Origin of the sequence: Paractinoplanes globisporus DSM 43857, assembly GCF_000379645.1 — a bacterium.
GTDB classification, from domain to species: domain Bacteria; phylum Actinomycetota; class Actinomycetes; order Mycobacteriales; family Micromonosporaceae; genus Actinoplanes; species Actinoplanes globisporus.
In genome coordinates, this window is record NZ_KB903297.1 from 174153 (window position 1) to 198027 (window position 23875).

The window sequence follows — 23875 nt, forward strand, 5'->3', positions numbered from 1 at the left end:
TTACTCGTTAAAGCTGGGTCGGCACCAGCGGTTGATCGCCTCCTGCAGAGCCCGCTCGCCCATCGCCTCGACCCAGGCCACATGCCCGTCGGGGCGGATCAGCATCGCCGGCCCCTCCCAGGCGACGGCCCGCACGCCATCGGATGAGCCGGCGCCGAGATAGACCGGCCGGGGGTCGCGCAAGTGCTCGTAAAGCCGGGTGCCGTCGGGGAGGTCGAAGTCGGGGGCGCGATGGCCGGCGCCCTCCGGCAGCGGGTAGCGGATGTCCAGCGCGGCGACCATCTCGCTGAGCGACCGGTTGACGTCACCGAACGCGGTGAGCCCGGTCAGCACCTGACGCAGCGCCTCGGTCTGCGGGTCGGGGCGGGTGAGCGCGGTCTGTGCACGCGTGTTGGCAAGGACCCGCTCCGCGACGGGACGGCGCTCCTCCTCGTACGTGTCAAGCAGGGTTTGATCTTGACCGAAGAGGAGCACGGCGGCGAGTTTCCAGCCCAGGTTGAACGCGTCCTGCACGCCGGTGTTGAGGCCCTGGCCGCCGGCCGGATAGTGGATGTGCGCGGCGTCGCCGGCCAGCAGCACGCGCCCGGATCGGTACCGCGCGGCGAGCCGGGCGGCGTCGTTGTACCGCGAGATCCACCGTGGACTGTGCAGGCCGAAATCGGTGCCGGCGTGCTTCCGGAGCGACCCGCGCAACTCGTCGACGGTGATCGGCGCGTCCCGGTCGGCAATTCCGTCGAAATCATTAGTGATCACCCGATACCACCCCGACTCGAAGGTCAGCACCGACCAGTTCCCGTGCGGAGTGCGCTGCTGGAATACCGGACCCTCCGGCGGCGCGGACAACTCGACATCGCCGAGGATCGCGGTCATCGTGCCGGGCGTGCCGGGAAAGTCGATCCCGGCGAGCTTGCGCACCGTGCTGCGGCCGCCGTCACAGCCGACCACGTACGCCGCGGCGAGGTCACCCTCGGTGGTCTCGATCTCCACCCGCTCGGCGGTCTGGCGCAGGACGGTCACCCCGACCTCCCGCCGCAGCCGTACGCCGAGATCACGCGCCCTGGCCTCGAGCAGGCGCTCGATGCGCCGCTGCAGGATGGCCAGCAGGAACGGATATCTCGTCGGCAGTCCGGAGAAATCAAGCGGAATGCCCGCGAAGTGACCGCGCGGGAGCCGTCGCCCCTCGGCGAGGAACGGCTCGAGCATGCCGCGCATGTCGAGGATCTCCATGGTGCGCGCATGGATGCCGCCCGCCCGCGACTCACCGCTCGGGCCGGCCAGCCGCTCGAGCACCAGCACGTCGACGCCGCTCAGCCGCAGCTCACAGGCGAGCATCAACCCGGTCGGCCCGCCCCCGACGATCACTACTTGCTCCATGACCTCGTGCCTCCCTAACTAAGTTTGAGAACCTCTAACTAAGTTAGAGATAACCCGAACTTTGGTAGGGTGTCAACCGTGAAGCTCACCTCGGACGCCATCGCCCACGCCGCGCTGCACGCGCTCAACGAGGTCGGTCTCGACGGCCTGACCATGCGCGTACTGGCCAAGGAGCTCGGCGTCCAGGCGCCGACGCTGTACTGGCACATGAAAAACAAGCAGGAATTGCTCGACGCGATGGCCGATCTGCTCGCGGCCGAGGCGGCCGAGGGACTCGAGGCGCCGCGGCGGGACGAGAGCTGGCAGGAGTGGCTGGTCGCGCTGGCCGTGCGCAACCGGCGGACGCTGCTGCGCTATCGGGACGGCGCTCGGGTCGCGGCGGGGGCGTATTCGCGGCATCCCTCGGTCGTGCGGACCATCGAGCTGATCCTGCGGACGCTGCAGGACGCGGGGTTCGAGCCGGCCACGGCCGCCCGCGCGTTCCCGGTGATCCTGCATTACACGATCGGGTTCACCATCGAGGAGCAGGCGCGGGCCGGCGCCGACTACGACCGCAATCCGTATGCCGAGGGGCTGGCCTTCGACGCCGAGCGCTTCCCGTTGACCGCGGGCGTCGCCGGCGATCTGTACAACGAGGACACCGACGCCAACTTCGAGTACGGCCTCCGCATCATCCTGACCGGCATGTCGGGATTTGTCGTCCAACGCCTCGGCAAGGCGCAGGAGTGACGCTGCGTCGATCGGGCGATCACATCGATGTGACGTGATGAAATTGGTATGTGTTTTTCCGAAGTCCTCGCCATTCTGGCGAGTCGGTCCAATCTGGCCAAACCCCCTAGACCTCCTGCCCGGATAAATCCGGTTTCACGGCATAAGAGGTAAAGAGGCCGGTGCAGGTGCGCCATGTTCGTTCATCGATCAAGCGCTGTAACTAGGCCGAACGGCCGGTTTCTCATGCCGCCGCGTCGATGTACCCGCGTGCAGCTTCCCCGAAGAGTGTTCCCGCTTAGGCGAAAACTGCTCATGGGGGAAACCAAGCATGCACTTGCGCGGCCACCACTGGTCCCGAGCCGCGGCCACGGCTGCCCTCTGTCTGCTCACCGGCACTGCCGTGGTGCTCCACCAGCAGGCGAGCACCGGCAGCGCGCCGAAGGCCGAGCCGGCCACCGGCACCCCGCACGCCGGGCACATCATGCCCGAGGCCGTGCCGGTCGCCGTGACCACCGCCGCGCCCCTGCCCCGCACCGGCTGGACGGCGACCGCCGACAGCACCGCCGACAGCAGCCACTCCGCCGACCAGGTGCTCGACGGCGAGTCGACCAGCTCGTGGAAGAGCGGCGGCGGCGCCATGCCGCACTCGATCACGATCGACACGCACAACCGCATCGCGCTCAGCGGCCTGACCTACATGCCGTCCGACGGCGCGAACGGCCGCATCGGCCAGTACCGGGTGCAGATCAGCGACAACGGCACGACCTGGAGCGCGAACGTCGCCACCGGCACGTTCGGCGACGACGACACGGTCAAGACCGTCACGATCGGCACCACGGTGACCCGGTACGTGCGGCTGACCGTGCTCTCCGAGGCCGACAACCGGGTCAGCTGGACCTCCGCCGCCGAGATCAATCTGCTCGGCGGCACCGACCCCGCGCTGCCGCGTACGGGATGGACGGTCACCGCCGACAGCCAAGAGACGGTGAAGCAGTCCGGCGCCGCCATCAACGCGATCGACGGCAACACCAAGACGATGTGGCACACGGCGTGGAGCTCGACCGCGCCGAAGCCGCTGCCGCACACGTTCCTGATCGACATGCACAAGTACCAACTGGTCTCCGGCCTCGCCTACCTGCCCCGCCAGGACACGTCGAAGAACGGCAACATCGGCAGCTACAAGATCGAGACCAGCATCAACAACCAGCTGTGGGCACCCCAGGCGGCCACCGGCAAGTTCGTGGACAAGCAGACCGCCCAGACGGTCACGTTCCCGTCGGAGCTCGCCCGCTACGTGCGGATCACCGCGCTCACCGAGGCCGGCAACCGCGGCCAGCTGTCCAGCGCCGCCGAGTTCAACGTCCTGGGCCGGGACAATCCCACGCTGTCCCGCACCGGCTGGACGGTCACCGCGGACTCGCAGGAGATGGTCAAGGAGAAGGCCCCCGCGACCAACCTGCTCGACGGCAACCTCAACACGATCTGGCACACCCAGTACTCACCGACGACCACGCCGCTACCGCACACGCTGACCATCAACATGGGCAAGGTCCAGGCCGTGGGCGGTTTCGTCTACCTGCCTCGCCCGCCGGCGAACAGCAACGGCCGGATCGGCACCTACAAGATCCAGACGTCGGTCGACGGCAGCACCTGGACCAACCGGATCACCGACGGCACGTTCGCCGACAGCCCGGCCTCCCAGACCGTCTTGTTCCCGCCGGTCGACGCGAAGTACGTGAAGCTGATCGTCACGGGCGCGGCCGGCAACCGGGGCCAGGTGACGTCGATGGCCGAGGTCAACGTCCTCGGCGCGAGCGGCTCGGTCAGCCCGAAGCGCGGGACGTGGAGCGCGCCGGTCGGCTTCCCGCTGATCCCGGTGGCCGCGGCGCTGCTGCCCAACGGCAAGGTGCTGACCTGGTCGGCGTACGCGCCGGACACCTACGTCGGCGGTGACGGCCTCCGCACCCTGACCGCCACGTACGACCCGGCCACCGGCGTGGTCACCCAGCGCACGGTCGCCGAGACCGGCCACGACATGTTCTGCCCCGGCATCTCGGTGCTCCCGGACGGCCGGGTGATCGTCACCGGCGGCAACAGCAACACGAAGACCAGCATCTACGACCCGCAGACGGATGCCTGGACCGACGGCGGCGACATGACCATCGGCCGCGGATACCAGGCCAGCGTCACGCTCGGCAGCGGCAAGGTGTTCACGATCGGCGGCTCGTGGAGCGGCCCGGTCGGCGGCACCGGCACCAACCCGCACAAGGCCGGCGAGGTCTGGACGGTCGACCAAGGCTGGCACGCGCTGCCCGGGGCCGACGTGACGCCGATGCTGACCAACGACAACAACACGCTCGGTGACACCCGCAAGGACAACCACGCCTGGCTGTTCGCCTGGAAGGGCGACAGAATCCTCCAGGCCGGCCCGAGCAAGAAGATGAACTGGTACACGGTGGACGGCGACGGCTCGGTCACCACGGCCGGCACCCGCGGCGGCGACGACGCCATGAACGGCAGCGCCGTCATGTTCGACACCGGCAAGATCCTCACGCTGGGCGGCGCCCCGAGCTACCAGAACTCGGACGCCACCGCCGACGCCCACCTGGTCACCATCAACGACGACGGCACGGTCTCCAGCCGGCAGGTCGGCTCGATGGCGAACACCCGGACGTTCCAGAACAGCGTGGCGCTGCCGGACGGCAAGGTCCTGGTGATCGGCGGCATGAACTACTCGGTGCCGTTCTCGGACGACACCTCGGTCCTCAACGCCGAGCTGTGGGACCCGACGTCCGAGCAGTTCACGACGATGGCCACGATGACGATCCCGCGCAACTACCACAGCGTCGCGCTGCTGCTCCCCGACGGCCGTGTCTTCAGCGCCGGTGGCGGCCTCTGCGGCACGGGGTGCGCGACCAACCACTTCGACGGCCAGACCTTCACCCCGCCGTACCTGCTCAACGCGGACGGCTCGGCGGCCTCGCGGCCGACCATCGAGGACGCGCCGAGCGCGCTGGCCAACGGCGCGAGCTTCACGGTCAAGACCGACCGCGCGGTCACCGGGTTCTCCATCATCCGCATGGGCACGGCGACCCACTCGGTCGACACCGACCAGCGCCGCCTGTCGCTCTCCCCGACGCTCGGCTCGGACGGCACGTACAAGCTGACCATCCCGGCCGACCCCGGCGTCGCGGTCCCCGGTTACTGGATGCTCTTCGCGCTCGACGCGAAGGGCGTCCCCAGCGTCGCCAAGACCATCCACATCGGCGGGTGATCACGCTCAGGACGCCGCCCCGGCTCGTTCCGCCCACCGCCGCCGTCCGGGTCTCCTTCCTCACCGGCGAGCAGGCCGACTGCGTGGCCAGCGGCTTCGACACGGAGTGGCTCGGTCCCGCGAGCGAGGATTTCGACGGCTACGTGGCGTCGTGCCGGGGCGTCCGACGGCGGTGGGACGTGCCGTTCTCCACCTACTGGTACGTCGCGGGCGAGCACTACCTGGGCACGCTGGTGATCAGGCACGAGCTCACCCCGTCGCTGCTCGTCGACGGCGGCAACATCGGCTACCACGTGACCCCCGCCTGGCGCCGCCAAGGTCACGCCACGAGGATGCTCGCCGCCGGCCTGACCGAGGCACGCCGGCTCGGCCTGACCCGAGCCCTGCTGACCTGCGACCCGACCAACGAGGCCTCGCAGAAAGTCATCCTCGCCAACGGCGGCCAGCCCGACGAGACGCTCGGCAACGAGCTGCGCTACTGGATGGACCTACGTTCAGGCCGGGGCTGAGCTGGCCCGCAGGTCGGCGAGCGTGGCCACGACGTCCTCCGGGGGCGCGCCGAGGTCGTTCGCGCTGAACAGGTAGATCGCGTCGCCGGTGTCCAGCTCCAGGGTCTCGCTGCGCAGGCCCCGGTGGGTGCGGCGCTCGACGCGTACCCGCTCGACGACCGACCAGGGCAGATGCCGGCGGCGGGCGAAACCGGCGATCACGGTGACCCCCGACGTGTCCGCCGCGAGGCGGACCGGAGCCAGCAGGTCGCGCGCCGCCCAGATCGCCAGCGCGAGCGCCACGACCAGCGCGATCGCCCACCGGATCGGGTCGTGCTCGGCGAACGCGGCGGCCAGCACCACGACCGCGACCGCCCCCATCAGCTTGGTGACCGGGAGGACCGGCCGGACGCGCCATTGCATGCACCAACTATGGCAGTTCGACCGGCGTCGTCCCAGGTGCGCGGCGGTGGAATGGTCGACGTAACGATTGTCGAAGTCCTGTAATTCGACATTCACCGGCCGTTGGCCGATGCCATCGCCGGGCGTACGCGTTGAACGCCACATGGACGTGTTCTCCCGTACGTTCTTGCCCGCCGCCGCCGAAGCCGGCGTGGCCATCCCGACCGTGAGCCGCCACATGCCGATCTTCCGGCGCTGTGTCGAGCCCGACGACACCACCGTGCTGGTGAGCCGCTGCTACCGCCCCGACGCTCCGATGGCCGGCGAGTACATGCTGCTGCTCACGTACCGCCGCCTGGTCGTCACCCAGGAGTCCAAGGTCTTCCACCGGCTGCGGCTGCACCTCAACGCCAACCTGCGGCACCTGAGCAACGTGACCTGGAGCCCCGATCACGCCCGCTCGGCCGTCGAGATGGCGGCCACGGCGGTGGACGGGGTGCGCGAGCGTTTCCGGCTGCGGCTCGGCGAGCCCGACGCGGTGTGGCACTTCGACTCGCTCCTGGAGCACGTGTTCCGGGCCCCGCGCGCCGCGGCCGCCTGAAACTCACCACAGGAACTCCTTGATCGGCGTGCGCAGGCCCGCCGCGTCGAGGCCGTGCGCCCGCGCATGGTCCTCCCAGCTGCCGTAGCGGCGGACCTCCTCGCGGCCGACGCCCAGGTGCAGCACCCGGTGCGGACGGCCGGCGAGCGCCTCGGCGACCTGCCGGGCCGAGGTGCCGGCCAGGTACGGCTCGACCAGGACGACCTCGGTCTCGGCGAGCGCCCGCAGCCCCTCCGCGTCGAGCGGGCGCGGCGTGTTCGTGTACGCCACGGTCACGTCGAGATCGCGGGTCGCCTCGAGCACCGGGTCGAGCATCGGGCCGACCGCGACGACCAGCGGGCCGCCGCGCTTGATCAGCCGAAGCCGGGCGCTGTCGGGGTACGCACGGGTGTTCTCCTGCAGCCCCAGGCGGACGTAGACGCGGTCGTCGTGCCGGGCCGCGGCGCGCAGCAGCGGCGGCACCTCGTCGTGGTGGCCGGGCACGTGCACGGTCCAGCCCTCGAGCGTGTCGAGCAGCTCGACGTCGCCCGGCGACTGGTGGGTGTACCCGGACGCCGCTCCGTCGTAGGACGCGCCGATGCTGACCAGCACCGCGCCCGCGTCCTGGTGTCCGAGGTCCAGTTTGATCTGCTCGTAGGCCCGATCGACCACGAACGACGCGTACGAGTGGACGAAGGGCCGCATGCCGGTCAGCGCGAGCCCGCCGGCCACGCCGGTCATCAACTGCTCGCGGATGCCGACGTTGAGCACCCGGTCGGGGTGCCGGCGCCGGGCCGGCTCGAACGCGTCGGCCGAGATGTCGGCGAGCACGAGGGCGGTACGCGGATCCTCGGCCAGCAGCGCCGTGGTGGTGTCGACGAAAGTCTCCCGCATCATGGTTCAGCCTCGCTTCGGTTCGACCGTGGCCACGACCAGGTTGGGCCGGTCGTGGTGGCGCTTCGCCAGGGCGTACTCGATCTGCTCGTGATTCCGGCCGTCGATGACCGAGATGATCCAGCCGGGGAAGCGCGCGGCGATCCCGCCCGGCCAGCCGTGCGTCGCCGACTGGTTGTCGATCACGATGGCGGTGAGCGGGAGCCGGACGGCCGCCGCGTACGCGATCGCCTCGTGGTTCGACCCCTCGTCCAGCTCGGCGTCGCCGAGCAGCACGAACACGCGGCTGTCCGCATAGCCCTGGGCGCGCAGGCCGTGCGCCACGCCCACGCCGATGCCGAGGCCGTGACCGAGCGAGCCGGTGCCGATCTCCACGCCCGGGACGCGCAGGCGGTCGGGGTGGTTGCCGAGCGGGCTGTCCCAGCCGCCCATGTCGTCGAGCCAGTCGGGCGGGAAGAACCCCTTCGCGGCCAGCACCGCGTAGTAGGCCGCCGGGCCGTGGCCCTTGGAGAGCAGGAACCGATCGCGGTCCGGCTCGTCGGGTTTCCGCGGATCGATCCGCAGAACGCGGTCGTAGAGCACCCAGAGCACGTCGAGCGTCGAGTACGAGCTGGGCGCGTGCTTCTCGTCCCCGGACATGCGCCGGACCATCGCCCGGATCGCATCGGTGGGGAGTGCCGTGACAGTCATGCCGATAGGCTGCAACTTAAAGTGAACTTCAACTCAAGGGCATGTGATGGAGACGCTAGCCATCGGTGACCTCGCGGCGCGAAGCGGCGTGGCGCCCTCGGCGCTGCGCTACTACGAGCGCGAGGGCCTGATCCGCTCCACCCGTACGGCCGGCAACCAGCGGCGGTACCTTCGCTCCGAGCTGCGCCGGGTCGCCTTCATCAAGATTGCCCAGCAGGTCGGGGTCTCGCTCGACGAGATCCGCGAGGCGCTGGCCGAACTGCCCGAGGGCCGCACCCCGACCAAGGCCGACTGGGCTCGGCTCTCCGCCCGCTGGCGCGGCAAGCTCGAGGAACGCATCCTGCTCATGCAGCGCCTGCGCGACCAACTGACCGGCTGCATCGGCTGCGGCTGCCTCTCCCTCCAGCGCTGCAACCTGATCAACCCGGGCGACCGCCTCGCGGCCCGCGGCACCGGCCCTCAGATGATCATCAACCCGCCGGACTAGGACTTCAACGGCGAGGTTTGTTGCGGTTGGGTGCGGTTGCTCCCCCGTACGATCAAGGTCTTTTTCTTAGGCCCTCGCGGCGCACGAAGATGACGCGGCGGGATATGGCTTCGCCGGAGGGGCCCAGGACGTAGCCGTCTATCCACAACCAACCGTCGTAGGTGCGTCTCGGGTCCACGCGGATCACTCGGAACGTCAGCGCGCGGTCGCCCTGGAACTGGACGCTGGCCGCGCCTCCTACGTAGAGCACGTCGCCGGGCTGCGGCAACGCCTCACTCATCCGCCCCTCCCCATATCGCCCTGTACGTGCGCGACTACGGACGGGATTACGTTACACAAATTGTGTAATGGCCAGTAGCCGGAAGGTGACTGTCCACATTCTCGGCCGAATGGGGCAGCATGATCGGACATGGGGAACCCGTATGTCGTGGCCGGCTCGGGCGATGCGTGGAAGGCCGAGGCGGCCGCGGGTGGGCGCCGGGGGACGCAGCGGCTGCTGAACGTGGCGAGTGTGACCCCGGGTGAGGACGTGCGGGCCGCGCTGGCGCTGGGTGAGGGGGAGCTTGCGGTGGTGCGTAGCCGGTTGATGCTGCTCGACGACGTGCCGGTGGAGATCGCGGATTCCTTTTATCCCGCTTCGTTCGCTGCCTCGACTCCCCTCGCGGCGCCTTCGAAGATCAAGGGCGGGGCGGTCGCGGTGCTGGCCTCGCTCGGGCGGTCCGCCGTCTCCGTTTCCGAATCTCTCACCGCCCGGCCGCCCGATGCCTCCGAAATGGACATTTTACGGATTAGTCAGACGCAGCCGTTGCTTGTATTGACCCGCGTCAGCCGGGATAAAACCGGCATTCCGGTGGAGTTCGCAATCAATCGCATGGTCGCGGAGCGCAGCAAACCGGTCGAATACCACCTGCGGGTGGAGCAGTGAGCATTTCGGACGATGGGCTGCGGTCGCGGCAGCAGCAGCTCGCCGGAGACCTGCGGGCGCTGATCCTGAGCGGCGACATCGCGGCCGGGGAGCGCCTGCCCAGCACCGCCGAGCTGCGGGAACGCTACGGCGTGAACAACATGACCGTGACCCGCGCGGTCGCCATCCTCAAGGCGGAGGGCCTGGTCGAGGGCCATCGGGGCAAGTCGGTGGTCGCGACCGGCCGGCTGCCGGCGACGATCCGCGCGATGCACGCGCCGCCGATGCGGTCGCGGGGACGCCGCGCCTCGACCGAGCTGATCGAGGTCGGCGAGGGCCCAGCGCCGGCCCGGGTGGCGGAGGTGTTCGGCCTGGCCGTGGGCGACCCGGTGCTGGTGCGGTCGCAGCTGGCGTCGCTCGACGGCGAGCCGGCCGAGCTGGTGTGGAACTACTACCCGACCTCGATCGCGCGGGACACCGAGCTGACGGCGCCGCGGCTGCTCGCGGGCGGCTCGCCGGCGGTGCTGGCCGCGCTCGGCCATCGCGTGGTCCGGGCGGTCGATCACGTGTCGGTGCGACCGGCCACGGTGGCCGAGTTCGTGACGCTGGGGCTGCCGGGCGACGTGCCGGTGCTGCGGCAGTTCCGGGTCGCGTACGCCGAGGACGGCCGGGCGGTCGAGGCCACCGTGATGATCAAGTCCGGACAGCGGTTCGAGATCCGTTACGACGTGCCGCTGACCGACCAGAATGACTCACGTGACAGCTGACGCGCCCGGCGGCCGGATCCACTCGGACGACCCCTTCGCCACCCCCGACGAGGAACGGTCCCCGGTCCGGCGGTTACGCGGCAGGTTGGCCGCCCCCGTCACGCTCTGGACGGCGCCCGGACCGCGGGGACTCACCGTGTCATCGATGCTCGTCGCCGACGGCGATCCCGGCCGGGTGCTCGGGCTGATCGACGAGGAGAGCGACCTCTGGGACGCGCTGACCGAGGCCGGCCGGTTCGCGGTGGCCCCGCTCGGCCCGGACGACCGGCAGCTGGCCGATCGGTTCGCCGGCCTGTCGCCCGCGCCGGGCGGTCTGTTCGCGGCCGGCGAGTGGACGCCCACCGAGTACGGCCCGGTCCCGGCGCACGCGGGCACGTGGGCCGGCTGCCGGCTGGAGAGCAGCCGGGAGTGCGGCTGGGCGCTGCTGGTCGAGGGCGTGATCGAGACCGTGTCGCTGGGTTCCGAGGCCGCGCCGCTGATCCACTATCGCGGTCGATATCGCTGACCGCTGACCTACTCGGCGCAGTCAGACCGCCACTCGGCGCAGGGTCCGACCGCACGCCGTCACCGGGGCAGAGGGCTTCGTACGTTGCCCGAAAGTCCGCCCCATCCCCACTGAAGGTGGTGAATCCCGGTGACGACAGAAGTGCCTTCCGAGTCCTCCACCGAGAGATACCAGGCCGTTCAGCGGTCTGAGGATTTCCAGCGACTGCGCCGCAAGCTGCGCAGCTTCATCTTCCCGATGACGGTCGCTTTCTTCCTCTGGTACCTGCTGTATGTCCTGCTGTCCGCGTACGCCCGCGGCTTCATGAGCGCCAAGATCGTTGGCAACATCAACGTCGCACTCGTCTTCGGCCTGCTGCAGTTCGTGTCGACGTTCCTGATCGCGTGGGTATACGCCCGCTACTCGGCCCGCGAGCTCGACCCGATCGCCGACAGCATCCGCAACAAGATGGAAGAGGGTGCTGAGTGATGGAGTCACACCTGCTTGCCGAAGCCTCCACCTCCACCACCCGTACGCTGACCATCACGCTGTTCCTGATCTTCGTGGCCATCACGCTGGGCATCACGATCTGGGCGAGCCGCCAGACCAAGACCGCCACCGACTTCTACGCCGGCGGCCGGCAGTTCTCCGGCTTCCAGAACGGCATGGCGATCAGTGGCGACTACATGTCGGCCGCGTCCTTCCTGGGCATCGCCGGCCTGATCGCGCTGTTCGGCTACGACGGCTTCCTGTACTCGATCGGCTTCCTCGTGGCCTGGCTGGTGGCGCTGCTGCTGGTCGCCGAGTTCCTGCGTAACTCGGGCCGGTACACGATGGCCGACGTGCTGGCGTTCCGGATGCGCCAGCGGCCGGTGCGCTCGGCCGCCAGCATCTCCACGGTCGTGGTGTCGATCTTCTACCTGATCGCGCAGATGGTCGGCGCGGGTGCCCTGGTCTCGCTGCTGCTCGGGATCAAGCCGGGCACCACGTTCCTGGGCATGGACGCGGACACCGCCAAGGTCGCCACGATCATCCTGGTCGGCGCCCTGATGATCGTCTACGTGGTGGTCGGCGGCATGAAGGGCACCACGTACGTGCAGATCGTCAAGGCGTTCATGCTGATGATCGGCGCCCTGGTGATGACGTTCCTGGTGCTCGTGCACTACAAGTTCAACCTGTCGACGCTGCTGGGTGACGCCGCCGCGCAGTCCGGCAAGGGCTCGGCCTTCCTCGAGCCGGGCCTGCGCTACGGCGTGGAGAAGGCGACCGCGTCCGAGACCTTCTACAGCAAGATGGACCTGGTCTCGCTGGGCATCGCGCTGGTGCTCGGCACGGCCGGCCTGCCGCACATCCTGACCCGCTTCTACACGGTTCCGACCAGCAAGATTGCCCGCAAGAGCGTGCTCTGGGCGATCGGCATCATCGGCACCTTCTACCTGTTCACCCTGGCCCTCGGCTTCGGCGCGGCGGCCCTGGTGGGTGGCAAGGCGATCACCGCGCAGGACAAGGCGGGCAACACCGCGGCACCGCAGCTGGCACAGGCGCTCGGCATCAAGTACTTCGGCGGGGACACCGGCGGGGCGATCCTGCTGGCGATCATCGCGGCGGTCGCGTTCGCCACGATCCTGGCGGTGGTGGCCGGCCTGACCCTGGCCTCGTCGTCGAGCGTGTCGCACGACTTCTACGCCAACGTGATCAAGAAGGGCACGGCCGGCGAGCGGGACGAGGTTCGGGTCGCCCGGATCTCCGCCCTGGTCATCGGCGCCGTGGCGATCTTCCTGTCGATCCTGGCGCAGAGCCAGAACGTGGCGTTCCTCGTGGCGCTCGCGTTCGCGGTGGCGGCCTCGGCCAACCTGCCGGCGATCCTCTACAGCCTGTTCTGGAAGAAGTTCAATACCTCCGGGGCGATGTGGGCCATCTACGGCGGCCTGATCTCCGCGGTCTTCCTGGTCTTCTTCTCCCCGGTCGTCTCCGGCTCGGCCACCGCCATGTTCCCGCACGAGGACTGGCAGTGGTTCCCGCTCAGCAACCCGGGCATCATCTCGATCCCGCTCGGCTTCCTCTGCGGCTGGATCGGGACGGTGATCTCGAAGGAGGACGACACCGACAAGTACGCGGAGCTGGAGGTTCGGTCCCTGACCGGCTACGGCGCTCACTGAGAGTACCTACTCCCCCCTTTGTGCCGAACGAGTGTCGATAACCCGGTGTAGAGGTGGGCGCTACGTAACCTGGGTTCTATGTCTACGACCGTCGGACGAGCCTCGGTACAACCGCCCGCCTTCCCACCGCCGCCCGCGAAGCGGCCCCGGCTCAAGCCGCGCTGGGGCCGCATCGCCCTGCTCGCCGGCCTGGCGGTCCTGATCATCGCGGTGATCGCGGGTATCTCGCTGTACGGCTACGCCAACGGCCTCGACGAAGACCTCAAGCGCACCAACGCCTTCTCCGGGATCACCGGCGACCGGCCGGCCAAGGCGGTCTCGGGCGCGCAGAACATCCTGCTGGTGGGCAGCGACTCGCGCGACCCGGACACGAAGGATGACGAGGCCAACGCCTGGCGGGCGGACACGCTGATCCTCATGCACGTGCCGGCCGACCACAAGACGGCCCAGCTGATCTCGATCCCGCGTGACCTCTGGGTGGTCGTACCCAAGAGCAACGGCGCGGCCTGCGGCGACGGCAGCCGGGCCAAGATCAATGCCTCGTTCGCCTTCGGCGGCCTGCCGCGCGCCGTGCACACGGTCGAGTGCCTCACCGACGTCAAGATCGACAACGTCATGGCGATCGACTTCGGCGGCTTCAAGGAGGTCACCGACGCGCTCGGCGGCGTCGACCTCTACGTGGACCAGACGATCACGTCGATCCACAAGCCGCACCGGGTGTTCACCAAGGGCATGATGCACATGAACGGCGAGCAGGCCCTGGACTGGGTGCGCCAGCGCAAGCAGTTCCCTCGCGGCGACTTCGCCCGCATGCAGCACCAGCAGGAGTTCCTGAAGGCGATCCTGGACAAGGCGGCGAGCAGCGGCACGCTGACCAACCCCGGCAAGCTCAACGACTTCCTGAAGTCGGCCACCGCCGCGGTCACCGTCGACCAGAGCTTCTCGCTCAAGGACATGGCGGTGCAGTTCCGCAGCCTCCGCGGCGACAAGCTCACCTTCATCACCAGCCCCAACAAGGGCAGCGAGACCATCTCCGGGCAGTCCGTGGTGGTCTCCGACAAGGAGAAGGCGATCGCTCTCTACCAGGCCGTGGCCGGCGACAAGATGAGCGAGTGGATGGCCGCGAACCTCAAAAAGCCGACCTCGTAAGCTGAATCCCGTGTTCGGACCACAAGTTCCCCGTGTGACCCCCGGCGACGTCGCCGACGACGCCTACCTGCTGGACGTGCGCGAGCCCGAGGAGTGGACCGCCGGTCACGCTCCCGGGGCCCACCACCTGCCGATGATGGAAATCCCGGCGCGGATGGCCGAGGTGCCGACCGACATCGAGGTGGTCGTGGTCTGCCGCTCCGGCGGCCGCTCCGGCCAGGTCGTGTCCTACCTGATGGCCAACGGCTGGGACAACGTGCGCAACCTCGACGGCGGCATGCAGGTTTGGGCCGCCTCGGGCCGCGAGGTCGTCAGCGAGAGCGGGCAACCGGCTCAAGTGCTGTGAGTGACTATCGCCCACTGGTCTTCGCGCATCGCGGGGGCGCCGACGCGCTGCCCGAGCACACGCTCGGGGCGTACATGCGCGCCCTCGAGGACGGCGCGGACGGTCTCGAGTGCGACGTGCGGCTCACCCGCGACGGCCACCTGGTCTGCGTGCACGACCGCAACCTCAACCGGACGAGCAACGGCCGCGGCCTGGTCAGCACCAAGACGCTGGCCGAGCTCGACGCGCTCAACTTCGGGTCGTGGCATCCCAGCTACCCGTCCGACGAAGACCTGCCCGACCTGAGCCGGCTGCTCACGCTCGACCGGCTGCTGGAGGCTCTGCGTGACAGCGGCCGGCAGGTGCGCCTACTCATCGAGACCAAGCACCCGTCACGCTACGGCGCCGAGGTGGAGCGCAAGCTGGTCGAGACGCTGGGGCGGCACGGCCTGCCCGACGACAAGGTCCACGTCACCGTGATGTCGTTCGCGGCGCTCGCGCTGCGCCGCGTCCGGGCCCAGGCGCCCGGCGTCCCGACGGTCTACCTGCTGGAGATCCTGCCGCCGGGCGTGGGTCGCGGGCGGCTGCCGTTCGGCGCGCGCATCGCCGGGCCGGGTGTCGGCCTGGTGCGGTCCCGGCCGGGGCTGGTGCCGAGCATCAGGCAGGCCGGCCATCAGGTGTACGTGTGGACCGTCAACGAGCCGGACGATCTGGACATGGTGCTCGACCACCGGGTCGACGGAGTGATCACCGATCGGCCGAAATTCGTGCTCGATCGCGTGGCCGAGATGTGACCTCTGACACGTCACGGTGAAAGATTTCAAGATCAGCGTGCAACCATCTGCCCAAAAAGCGGGAAGCGAGGCAGACTCGCAGTCATGCCGGAGCGTCCCGACTACGCCGCGCTGACTCGTGGTCAGCTCGCGGTCCTGGATCGGCTCAACGCCGGCGAGACGGGTCTGCCCGTGGTGCAGCAGATCGTCCGCCTCGCCCAGGACGTGCTGGGCGCGTCCGCGGCCGGCTTCGTGGAGTACACGGCGGACGGTCACGGCCGGGTCGTCGCGGCCACCGGTTCCTGGGCTCCGGCCATCGGCCGCCGCATCGACAGCACCGACGACGTCTTCCCCGGTGAGGCCGTCGCCCTCAGCAAGGCGGGCGACACGGTGGTCGGCTCGCTGCACGCCTTGTCCGACATTTCGGATAACTCGGTCACGCTGGAGCTGCTGGCGAGCATTCTCGGCCGGCTGTACGGCACCCAGCCTCGCGACCCCGACCAGGCCCGCCGCCAGGAGAGCCGCGATCTCTGGCTCGCCGTGACCAGCCACGAGCTGCGTACGCCGGTGACGGTCATCAAGGGCTACGCCGACACGCTCACCAACCACTGGGACTCGCTCGGCGAGCAGGGCCGGCAGGAGGCGGTACGGGTGATCGGCGCGCGGGCCGGCGAGCTCGCCCGCCTGGTCGACCGGCTGCTGACCGCCACCAGCGACGACGGCGATCCCGGCGAGGCGCCGGCCGGGCCGTACGACCTGCCCGACACGCTGCGGGGCGCGGTCGAGGAACTGCCGGAAGACCTGCGCCGCCGGATCCGGCTGGAGAATCTGCCGGCCGAGCTGCCGAAGGCGTACGGCGAGCGCGAGTCGATCGCCACGATCCTCACCGAGCTGGCCACCAACGCCGAGAAGAACTCCCCGCCCGACTCGCCGATCGAGCTGTGCGCGGCGGCCGACGGCGAGACCCTGCGCTTCCGGGTCTCGGACCACGGCATCGGCATCCGGCCCGAGCACGTCGAGCGCGCCTTCGAGCGTTATTGGCAGGCCGAGGCCGGCGACCGGCGGCGCCATCCGGGGGCCGGGCTCGGGCTCTACCTCGTACGCCGTCTGGTGGAACGACAGCAGGGATGGGTGTCGCTGCGGCCGCGCGAGGGCGGCGGCACGACGGCCGAGGTGCGACTCCCGCGCGCCTGAGTGGCCCCAACTCGAAACCACCGCCTAGGCTGTCTCGCCGTGAGCAAGCGTCGCAACCAACGCCAGACCGCACCGAAGCGCGAAAAGGTGCGCGACATCTTCGTCGCCCGGCCGTTCGAGGGCCTGACCGACGAGCCGGAGTGGATCGCCCTGCGCGAGCTGGTCCCCGCCGCCTCGGCGCCGCTGACCCTCAAGCCCGAGATCGTCGAGGAGTACGGCGACCGCCCGGTCACCCTGTCGACCGTGCTGCCGATGGCGTGGCCCGCGATGACCCGCACGGACGGCCGGGTCTTCATCGGCCTCCAGCGGCACGTGCAGTCCGGCGACGTCTCCCGCGATCTGGCGGTGGCCATCCTCAGCGGGCTGCGCACCGAGCCCGGCGACACGGTGTCGGTGCCGGCGCTGCCCGGTCAGGGCGTCCGCCTGCAGGACATCCTGGTCGACGGCCCGCTCGACGTGGCCATGCAGGAGGGCTTCGAGTACTGGCTCGACGAGGACCAGGCCGACGACCCGAACGTGAAAGCGTCGCTGGAACGGGCGAACGCGTCGATCTACCCGACCGTGCGGATGGCGTCGGCGCGGGCCGCGTACTGGTGCCGGGTGGCGCCGGACAAGGGCCACGTGCGCTGGGTGCTCCCCGAGGCCGAGGATCAGGCGCTGGACGCGCTGGCCCGGCTGAGCGCCGCCGGTGACCTGCTGCTCGGGGAGAACACGAAGTTCGCCGGCATGTTCCGGGCGCACGGCCTGCTGGTCCCGGTCTGGGACATCCCGGGCGAGCCGGAGTCGGCCGACTGGGAGGCCCCGCTCGCCGACTTCGCCAAGCGCTACGCCGACATCCTGTCCGAGACGGGCCCACTCGACGCCGACGCACGTCGGGCCAAGCAGGGCCTGATCGGCCGGCAGCTCACCCTGCGCTGACGCCGATGCTGACGGAGCAGTTCACCTCGACTGAGCTGGACCGCTCCGTCTGGGTGCCCTGGTACCTGCCGCATTGGAGCTCACGCGCCGCCTCGGCCGGGACGTACGAGATCAGGAACGGCGAGCTCCGGCTGAGCATCCCGCCGGATCAGCCCTTGTGGGCCGAGGGCGTGCACGAGACGCCGCTGCGCGTGTCGGGCATCCAGAGCGCGAACTTCTCGGGCCCGGTCGGCAGCACGATCGGCGGCCAGCCGTTCCTCGATGGCCAGCAGGTGCGCGAGGAGCAGCCGGCCTTCTGGGGCTGCACGCCCCTCTACGGCCACATCGAGATCCGGGCGCGCGGCGTGATCACGCCGCGGTCGATGGTGGCGTTCTGGCTCTCCGGCCTCGAGGACGAGCCGTCCCGCTCCGGCGAGATCTGCGTGATGGAGATCTTCGGCACCGCGCCGCGAGGTGTCGGGATGGGGCTGCACCGCTTCCGCGATCCGCGCCTGACCGAGGACTGGTCGGTGGTCGAGCTTCCGATCGACGTTTCCACATTTCACACGTACGCCGTGGACTGGCGCGCGGACTCGTTGTCGTTCACGGTCGACGGCCAAGAGGTCAAGCGGGTCGGCCAGGCCCCTTCCTACCCCGTCCAGCTGGAGATCGCCGTCTTCGACTTCCCCGACAAGGGCGGACCCGCCGTGACCCCGGAACTCATCGTGTCGCACGTGCTCGTCAGGTGAGGGGCGCCCGCTCGATCGGGCAGCTCATGCACCTCGGGCCGCCGCGGCCGCTGCCGAGTTCCGAGCCGCTGATGCGGACCACCTCGATCCCCGCCCGCTCCAATTGAGCATTTGTCTCGACATTTCGCTCATAGGCGACGCAGAGCCGGGGGGCGATGGCGAGGGTGTTGTTGCCGTCGTCCCACTGCTCGCGCTCGGCCGTGACCGGGTCGAGCCCGGTCTCGATGGTGCGCAGCCGGTCGATGCCCATGGCCGCGGCGGCGGCCTCCAGGAACGGGCGCGACGGTCCGGCGTGCGGCTCACCGTCGGCGTCCGCGGTGACCGTGTACGCCCGGAGCGAGTCGGCCGCGTTCGGATAGATGACCACGGCGTCGACGTCGACCATCGTGCACACCGTGTCGAGGTGCATGGTGGCCCGCTCCTGGGCGATCGGCACCACGAGGATCGTGTGGGCCAGGCCCTCGCCGAAAACCCGCCGGGCCAGCCGCTCGGCGCCGGCCGGTGTGGTGCGCTCGCCGACCCCGATCGCCAGCACCTGCGGCGCGAGCACCAGCACGTCCCCGCCCTCGACGTGCTCCAGCGTCGGGTCGTACAGCAGATCGACTCCCGCGAAGCGCGGGTGGTAGCGGTAGATGGCCCGGGTCAGCGTGGTCTCGCGGCGGCGGGCAGGCATGGCGAGGCTGGTCACCGCGACCCGGTCCCGGACCCAGACCGACGAGTCGCGGGTGAACAGCAGGTTGGGCAGCGGGTCGATGACGAAGTCGTTCGGTTCCATCAGCTCGTAGACGAGCCCGCCCGGTCCCGGCTTGAGCTCGCCGTGCGCGAGACCGGACATGAGCACGTCGGCCAGCCGTCGCGGGTCCTGGTCGGCCAGGTAGCGCCCGACGCCGGCGCGCAGGGTGTCGCCGAGCCGGCGGTCGTCGAGGACGGCCTCGGTGAGCTCGGCCCGCGCCTGCGGGATGGCCAGGGTCTCGGCCAGCAGATCGCCGAGGTAGAGCACCTCGACCCCGCGCTCGCGCAGAGCCGAGGCGAACGCGTCGTGCTCCTCCTGGGCGCGGCCCACCCACGGGATGCCGTCGAAGAGGAGGGAGTCGTTGTTCCTCGGAGTGAGCCGGGCGAGCTCGTGCCCGGGACGGTGCAGCAGGACCGTACGAAGCGGGCTCACTTCACTGTCGACGTAGTGAACCATCTCGGTACTCCTCGCGTTCGACCGATGACGTTCTGACTAGATCATGAGACATCGGTGCGCGCGAGCGAAGGTGAGGCTAACTTTGTGCTTGAACGTGCCGAACAACATGCCGAAACGTGGGGACAAAGGGCCGCCCGATGCACCATCCGCAAGAAGTGCTGGTGCGTGAATGCGGCATTCATCCCCACTCACTCGCCTCTCTTTCACCCCGATGTCTTGCCTCCGTGTGGGGTCGAGCACGTACGGTAGTGGCTAGAGAGCCCGAAGAGACCTTTTGCCGGAGGTCGATGTGACTGTCTTCCCGCGCCCTGCTCTGCCCGTACCCGTCAAGGCGCCACCCGCGATCGACCGCCGCACGGCCGTGTCGACCACGATTGACACCCCCCGTACCTCGCCCGCCGATTGGGCCCGCCGTCGCCGCGCCGAGCGCGACGCCCGCCGCCTCGAGGCCGCCGGCGCCCGCGCGCTCACCCGCCTCGATCGCCTCGGACCCAACTGGCACATCGTCGACTGGCCCCGCACCGACGCTCAGGGCTACTACGAGCCCGATCTCGCCGACGACCGCGCCGGCTTCCTCGCCATCGGCCCCGGCGGTGTGTACGCCGTGACCGTCGCCGACCACGGGCGCGCCCGCGTGCTGATCGCCGGCGACGTCGTGCAGATCAATGGCAAGCGCCCGCAGTACGTCGCCGAGGCCCGCCGCGAGGCGCGCCGCGCCAGCAAGGCGCTCTCCGCCGCGGTCGGGCTGAACGTGCCGGTCACCCCCGTGCTGACCTTCGTCGGCTCCGGCGTGATCAGCGTGCACGGGCTGCCCAAGGAGGTCCTCGTCGCGACGGACAAGGAACTCGACCGACTGCTGATCGCCGGCGGCGCCCGCATCTCGCCGGCCACCGCCAGCAAGCTCTCGGCCGTCGCCAACCACCCCGGTACCTGGGCAAACGCACCCTATCGCCCAGCCGGCGACTACCGCTGGCACCCCGACGGACAAACGCCCGCTGACAAGCGGACAGCACGCCGGTAACGTTCCTTCCAGTGAACTCGACGGGTCGCCGCCGCTGACGCGGCGGCGTCGCCCGTTGGGCCGAAGGAACGAGGAGGACCGGTGGCACATGTCGAGCTCTCCCTTTCGGGAGCGTTCGTGCCCCAGGCGCGGACACCGGCCGAGGACGAGTTCGTTCCGAGTGTCGACCGCTGGACGTCCACGGTGGCGGCCGCCGCCGAGCCGTGCCTGGTGATCGACACGTCCACCACGATCCTGGCCGTGTCGGCCGCATGCTGCGAGCTGTTCGGGCTGGGCAAGCCGGTCGAGATCATCGGGCAGCCGCTCGGTGAGGCGATGCGGTTGATCGACTTCACGGCCGTCGCGGCCGAGCTGGACGCGTCCGACGTGGAAAAAATCCCGCCGCTGCTGGCGATCCGCAGCGAGCGACTGGCCCGTGGCCTGCTGCGGGTGGTGCCGAGTCCGGGCGAGCCGCCGTTGACCGTCGACGCGATCACCACCCCGCTGCTGAACGGGGACCGGGTCGCCGGATCGTTGACGTTCTTCTCTCCCGTGCGTTGATTTCCGCAGGTGTGGCGTTTGCCGCACCGGCGAGGGTTGGGCAAGGGCTGATCGGAAAACGTAGTCTGCCCTCATGCTCGATCTAGATCTGCTACCGGAGGAGTACGCGGTGTGCCGGCTGCCGGCCGGTTCGCCGATCCCGGCTTCGCTGGCCGCGGGTCCGGAGGTGAAGGGCGTCATCTCGCTGAGCTGGGCGCCTGATGAGTTGTCGATCATCTGCCCGGCCGATCGGGTGCCCGACGGCGCGGTGGCCGACACCTCCTGGCGATGTCTGCGTGTGGCCAGTCACGTCGAGCTGGCGCTGACCGGGGTGCTCGCCTCGCTGATCAAACCGCTCGCCGACGCCCGGGTGAACATCGTGACGTTCTCCACGTACACGACGGACTACCTGCTGGTGCCCTCCGTGCGGCTGACCGAGGCGATCGACACCCTCCTGGCGGCCGGGCACCGCATCGCCTCCTGATCCGGGCGGGCCTACCATGTGCGGCGTGTCCCCCCGCACACGCCTCATCCCCCTGGGCGTCCTTTCGGTCGGCGCCCTGGCGCTGGTGGGTGCCTGTGGCGAGCCGCCGCAGCCGTTGCCCACCTCGCCGCCGTACGTGAGCCCCAGCGCGGCCCCGCTGTCGCTCGGGCCGTCCCAGTTGCCCGGCCTGCCCGCGGCGACGATACCGACCGGGGCCGCCGCCACACCGATTTTTCCGACGTATACGGCAGCGGTGCCGACGTACCCGACGGCGACGACCACCCCGGCCACCACCGTCTCCCCGACGCCGACACCCTCGCACGCCGCGCTGTGCACCGGCGCCCCGACCGGCGCGCAGATCATCACCCTGGTCAAGACCCAGAAGACGCCCGGCGTGCCGAACACGGCACTTCAGGTCGACTCCGGGCCGTACTGCTCGGGCACCTGGTCGTTCACCACGCTGGAGAAGAGCGGCGAGAGCGAGGACCAACTGGAGCCGCTGATGGTCGTGGCCACCGGCAAGGACGCCACGCTCGCGCTGGTCGCGGCCGGTTCCGAGGTGTGCACCAACCGGGTGCGGACCACGGCGCCGCCCGGCATCCGGGTCCTGGCCTGCGGCCTCTGACTCGCCCCCGCCTAGACTCTCGGCATGCCGGGAACGCCGCCGTCACGCTTCGTCTACCTCGGTCCGGAGGGCACCTTCACCGAGGCAGCCCTTCGCACCCTGCCCGCCGCCGAGCGCGGGGTCCGCACCCCCGCCCGCAGCGTGCCCGAGGCGCTCGAGGCCGTCCGGGCCGGCGAGGCCGACGCCGCCCTGGTGCCGCTGGAAAACTCGGTGGGCGGCGCCATTCCGGTCACCCTCGACGAGTTGGCCACCGGCAGCCCGCTGGTGATCACCCGCGAGGTGGTGCTGCCGGTCGAGTTCGTCCTGGCCGCCCGCTCGCTGACTCCCCTGGCCCAGATTCGTACCGTGGCTGCCCATCCGCAGGCCTCCGCCCAGTGCCGTAACTGGCTGCGGGCCCACCTGCCCGACGCGGTCGTCGTGGACGTGCTCTCCAACGCCGCCGCCGCGATCAGCGCCGCCGCCGGGGAGTACGACGCGGCCCTCTGCGCGCCGATCGGCGTGTCGCGCAACAAGCTGACCGTGCTGGCCGACAAGGTGGCCGATCACTCCGACGCGGTGACCCGGTTCGCGCTGCTGACCCGCCCCGGCCCGGTGGGCGAGCCGACCGGCGACGACGTGACCTCGCTGGCCGTCTCGATCCGGCACGATCAGGTGGGCGCGCTGCTCGCGGTGCTGACCGAGCTTCTGGTACGGGGGATCAACCTGTCCCGCATCGAGTCCCGCCCGACCGGCGAGCAGCTCGGGACGTACTTCTTCTTCCTCGACTGCACCGGGCACGTGGCCGAGGCCCGGATGGGCGAGGCGCTGCAGGGCCTGCGCCGGATCTGCGCCGAGGTGCGCTTCCTCGGCAGCTACCCGCGGCACCGGCTCGTCAACGAACCGGTGCCGTCGGTGCCCGGCATGTCCGACACGGATTTCACCGACTCGGCCGCGTGGCTGGCACGCCTCCGAGCCGGCGACTTGGGCTAGTTGGGGCTAGTTGCCCAGGAGGTTGCCGAGCAGGCCGCCGCTCTGACCGGCCTGCTGGCCGCCGCCGGCACCGCCGAGGCCGCCGATGAACTCCTCGGAGGGCTGCACCACCACGAAGCCCTGGCCGGCGAAGCTCATCGTGAAGCGCTCGCCGGTGGTACGGCCCAGCAGGGTGCCGAGGCCGAGCTGCTCGGCGCGGTGGTATCCGGTCTGCAGGCTCGCCGACCAGCAGATCGCGGCCTGCGGGTCGACGTACGTCGGCTGGTCCACGTTCAGCACGACCGGAGTGCCCTTGGTGGTGACCGCGATCCGGCCCTGCCCCGAGAAGACGCAGTTGAACAGGCCGGCGTTGGACATCATCCCGGCGCCGCCGACCATCTTGATGTCGTACGTCAGGCTCGAGTCGAAGGCGAGCACGTTCGACCCGTTGATCGAGAGGGCGTCGCCCGGCTCGAGGTCGATGAGGTGGACGTCGGCCGCACGGTCGGCGAGGAAGACGTCGCCCTGGCCGCGGACGCGCATCAGCGGCACGCCCTCACCGGTGAGCTTCTGCTTGAGAAACTTGCCGATGCCGCCCGAGCCCAGCGCCTCGAACTGCACCTGGCCCTGGTAGGCGACCATCGAGCCCTGACGGGCCATGAACTCGCCGTTCAGCTCCGCCTTGAGGAGCTTGGAGTTCTGCAGCCGCAGGCCGGGCTGGGCCGACTCCTTCTCGAGGTTATCGGCGGAAAAGAGATCGCTGCGCATGAAACGTCGTCCTCCTGAAT

General features: G+C 69.9%; 27 protein-coding genes and 1 pseudogene. 21 read left to right on the forward strand and 7 right to left on the reverse strand.

Features of this window, described 5'->3' with window-relative positions:
- Entirely contained in the window at nt 1-1374 is a 1374-nt protein-coding gene (locus A3CQ_RS0111510) for an FAD-dependent monooxygenase (RefSeq protein ID WP_026205584.1), read from the reverse strand.
- A gap of 78 nt (nt 1375-1452) precedes the next feature.
- Between A3CQ_RS0111510 and A3CQ_RS0111515 the strand changes: the two genes are divergently transcribed.
- From A3CQ_RS0111515 to A3CQ_RS0111525, 3 genes are all read left to right on the forward strand, one after another.
- Nucleotides 1453-2103, forward strand: coding sequence for a TetR/AcrR family transcriptional regulator C-terminal domain-containing protein (locus tag A3CQ_RS0111515; protein ID WP_020511086.1), 651 nt, complete (start codon nt 1453-1455; stop codon nt 2101-2103).
- Between the two features lie 310 nt (nt 2104-2413).
- Nucleotides 2414-5359 (forward strand): galactose oxidase family protein, encoded by a 2946-nt coding sequence (locus tag A3CQ_RS0111520; RefSeq protein WP_020511087.1) that lies wholly within the window; start codon nt 2414-2416, stop codon nt 5357-5359.
- Nucleotides 5356-5868, forward strand: a complete 513-nt coding sequence (locus A3CQ_RS0111525) for a GNAT family N-acetyltransferase (RefSeq protein ID WP_020511088.1) — start codon at nt 5356-5358, stop codon at nt 5866-5868. Before A3CQ_RS0111520 ends, A3CQ_RS0111525 begins: the two co-directional genes overlap by 4 nt.
- On the opposite strand, the gene A3CQ_RS0111530 is transcribed toward A3CQ_RS0111525, so the two are convergent.
- Complete coding sequence (locus A3CQ_RS0111530; protein WP_020511089.1) at nt 5854-6270, reverse strand: PH domain-containing protein; 417 nt, start codon at nt 6268-6270, stop codon at nt 5854-5856. The two genes, A3CQ_RS0111525 and A3CQ_RS0111530, sit on opposite strands and share 15 nt — an antisense overlap.
- A gap of 142 nt (nt 6271-6412) precedes the next feature.
- Between A3CQ_RS0111530 and A3CQ_RS52415 the strand changes: the two genes are divergently transcribed.
- Nucleotides 6413-6850 carry a hypothetical protein gene (locus A3CQ_RS52415; RefSeq protein WP_020511090.1) on the forward strand — a complete coding sequence of 146 codons (438 nt, stop codon included), beginning with the start codon at nt 6413-6415 and terminating at the stop codon, nt 6848-6850.
- Nucleotides 6851-6853: 3 nt separating this feature from the next.
- On the opposite strand, the gene A3CQ_RS0111540 is transcribed toward A3CQ_RS52415, so the two are convergent.
- Both A3CQ_RS0111540 and A3CQ_RS0111545 read right to left on the reverse strand, forming a co-directional pair.
- A complete protein-coding gene (locus A3CQ_RS0111540; protein ID WP_026205585.1) occupies nt 6854-7723 on the reverse strand; it encodes a transketolase family protein in 870 nt (289 codons plus the stop codon).
- A 6-nt stretch (nt 7724-7729) separates the two neighbouring features.
- On the reverse strand, nt 7730-8413 hold the full coding sequence (locus tag A3CQ_RS0111545) for a thiamine pyrophosphate-binding protein (protein WP_040432177.1): 684 nt from the start codon (nt 8411-8413) through the stop codon (nt 7730-7732).
- 43 nt (nt 8414-8456) lie between these two features.
- Here A3CQ_RS0111545 and soxR point away from each other — a divergent pair, with 43 nt between their 5' ends.
- Complete coding sequence (gene soxR, locus A3CQ_RS0111550) at nt 8457-8900, forward strand: redox-sensitive transcriptional activator SoxR (protein ID WP_026205586.1); 444 nt, start codon at nt 8457-8459, stop codon at nt 8898-8900.
- A 52-nt stretch (nt 8901-8952) separates the two neighbouring features.
- Here soxR and A3CQ_RS0111555 read toward each other — a convergent pair whose 3' ends face one another.
- Complete coding sequence (locus A3CQ_RS0111555; RefSeq protein ID WP_020511094.1) at nt 8953-9180, reverse strand: hypothetical protein; 228 nt, start codon at nt 9178-9180, stop codon at nt 8953-8955.
- Nucleotides 9181-9309: 129 nt separating this feature from the next.
- Here A3CQ_RS0111555 and A3CQ_RS0111560 point away from each other — a divergent pair, with 129 nt between their 5' ends.
- The 11 genes and pseudogenes from A3CQ_RS0111560 to A3CQ_RS0111610 all read left to right on the forward strand — a co-directional run bounded on the left by A3CQ_RS0111560 (nt 9310) and on the right by A3CQ_RS0111610 (nt 18301).
- On the forward strand, nt 9310-9825 hold the full coding sequence (locus tag A3CQ_RS0111560; protein WP_020511095.1) for a GntR family transcriptional regulator: 516 nt from the start codon (nt 9310-9312) through the stop codon (nt 9823-9825).
- The gene (locus A3CQ_RS52420) at nt 9822-10571 is read left to right on the forward strand and encodes a GntR family transcriptional regulator (RefSeq protein ID WP_020511096.1); all 750 of its coding nucleotides are present in this window, start codon (nt 9822-9824) and stop codon (nt 10569-10571) included. Before A3CQ_RS0111560 ends, A3CQ_RS52420 begins: the two co-directional genes overlap by 4 nt.
- Nucleotides 10549-11076, forward strand: a pseudogene (locus tag A3CQ_RS0111570) (flavin reductase family protein); the annotation flags it as partial. The gene A3CQ_RS52420 and the pseudogene A3CQ_RS0111570, both read left to right, overlap by 23 nt.
- 129 nt (nt 11077-11205) lie before the next feature.
- Complete coding sequence (locus tag A3CQ_RS0111575; protein ID WP_026205588.1) at nt 11206-11544, forward strand: DUF485 domain-containing protein; 339 nt, start codon at nt 11206-11208, stop codon at nt 11542-11544.
- Nucleotides 11544-13214 (forward strand): monocarboxylic acid transporter, encoded by a 1671-nt coding sequence (locus A3CQ_RS0111580; RefSeq protein ID WP_020511099.1) that lies wholly within the window; start codon nt 11544-11546, stop codon nt 13212-13214. The genes A3CQ_RS0111575 and A3CQ_RS0111580 overlap by 1 nt, the downstream gene beginning before the upstream one ends.
- 78 nt (nt 13215-13292) lie before the next feature.
- Nucleotides 13293-14363 (forward strand): LCP family protein, encoded by a 1071-nt coding sequence (locus tag A3CQ_RS0111585; RefSeq protein ID WP_020511100.1) that lies wholly within the window; start codon nt 13293-13295, stop codon nt 14361-14363.
- A 10-nt stretch (nt 14364-14373) separates the two neighbouring features.
- On the forward strand, nt 14374-14709 hold the full coding sequence (locus tag A3CQ_RS0111590) for a rhodanese-like domain-containing protein (RefSeq protein WP_026205589.1): 336 nt from the start codon (nt 14374-14376) through the stop codon (nt 14707-14709).
- Nucleotides 14706-15482 carry a glycerophosphodiester phosphodiesterase gene (locus A3CQ_RS0111595; protein WP_020511102.1) on the forward strand — a complete coding sequence of 259 codons (777 nt, stop codon included), beginning with the start codon at nt 14706-14708 and terminating at the stop codon, nt 15480-15482. The genes A3CQ_RS0111590 and A3CQ_RS0111595 overlap by 4 nt, the downstream gene beginning before the upstream one ends.
- An 84-nt stretch (nt 15483-15566) precedes the next feature.
- Nucleotides 15567-16655 carry a sensor histidine kinase gene (locus tag A3CQ_RS0111600; protein WP_020511103.1) on the forward strand — a complete coding sequence of 363 codons (1089 nt, stop codon included), beginning with the start codon at nt 15567-15569 and terminating at the stop codon, nt 16653-16655.
- Nucleotides 16656-17573 carry a DUF5926 family protein gene (locus A3CQ_RS0111605; protein ID WP_370657608.1) on the forward strand — a complete coding sequence of 306 codons (918 nt, stop codon included), beginning with the start codon at nt 16656-16658 and terminating at the stop codon, nt 17571-17573. It abuts the gene before it with no gap.
- A gap of 5 nt (nt 17574-17578) precedes the next feature.
- Complete coding sequence (locus A3CQ_RS0111610; RefSeq protein WP_020511105.1) at nt 17579-18301, forward strand: glycoside hydrolase family 16 protein; 723 nt, start codon at nt 17579-17581, stop codon at nt 18299-18301.
- Here A3CQ_RS0111610 and A3CQ_RS0111615 read toward each other — a convergent pair.
- Nucleotides 18294-19490 carry an arginine deiminase gene (locus tag A3CQ_RS0111615; RefSeq protein WP_020511106.1) on the reverse strand — a complete coding sequence of 399 codons (1197 nt, stop codon included), beginning with the start codon at nt 19488-19490 and terminating at the stop codon, nt 18294-18296. The genes A3CQ_RS0111610 and A3CQ_RS0111615 overlap by 8 nt on opposite strands.
- 343 nt (nt 19491-19833) lie before the next feature.
- Here A3CQ_RS0111615 and A3CQ_RS0111620 point away from each other — a divergent pair, with 343 nt between their 5' ends.
- The 5 genes from A3CQ_RS0111620 to pheA all read left to right on the forward strand — a co-directional run bounded on the left by A3CQ_RS0111620 (nt 19834) and on the right by pheA (nt 23108).
- Nucleotides 19834-20511, forward strand: coding sequence for a hypothetical protein (locus A3CQ_RS0111620; RefSeq protein ID WP_084699023.1), 678 nt, complete (start codon nt 19834-19836; stop codon nt 20509-20511).
- A gap of 81 nt (nt 20512-20592) precedes the next feature.
- Nucleotides 20593-21051 carry a PAS domain-containing protein gene (locus tag A3CQ_RS0111625; RefSeq protein WP_020511108.1) on the forward strand — a complete coding sequence of 153 codons (459 nt, stop codon included), beginning with the start codon at nt 20593-20595 and terminating at the stop codon, nt 21049-21051.
- Nucleotides 21052-21124: 73 nt separating this feature from the next.
- Nucleotides 21125-21514, forward strand: a complete 390-nt coding sequence (locus A3CQ_RS0111630; RefSeq protein WP_020511109.1) for an ACT domain-containing protein — start codon at nt 21125-21127, stop codon at nt 21512-21514.
- A gap of 25 nt (nt 21515-21539) precedes the next feature.
- On the forward strand, nt 21540-22139 hold the full coding sequence (locus A3CQ_RS57270) for a hypothetical protein (RefSeq protein WP_051115222.1): 600 nt from the start codon (nt 21540-21542) through the stop codon (nt 22137-22139).
- Between the two features lie 24 nt (nt 22140-22163).
- Nucleotides 22164-23108: a prephenate dehydratase gene (gene pheA, locus A3CQ_RS0111640; RefSeq protein ID WP_020511111.1), complete on the forward strand. Its 945-nt coding sequence runs from the start codon at nt 22164-22166 to the stop codon at nt 23106-23108.
- Nucleotides 23109-23114: 6 nt separating this feature from the next.
- Here pheA and A3CQ_RS0111645 read toward each other — a convergent pair whose 3' ends face one another.
- Nucleotides 23115-23855, reverse strand: coding sequence for an AIM24 family protein (locus A3CQ_RS0111645; RefSeq protein WP_020511112.1), 741 nt, complete (start codon nt 23853-23855; stop codon nt 23115-23117).
- Between the last annotated feature and the right edge of the window lie 20 nt (nt 23856-23875).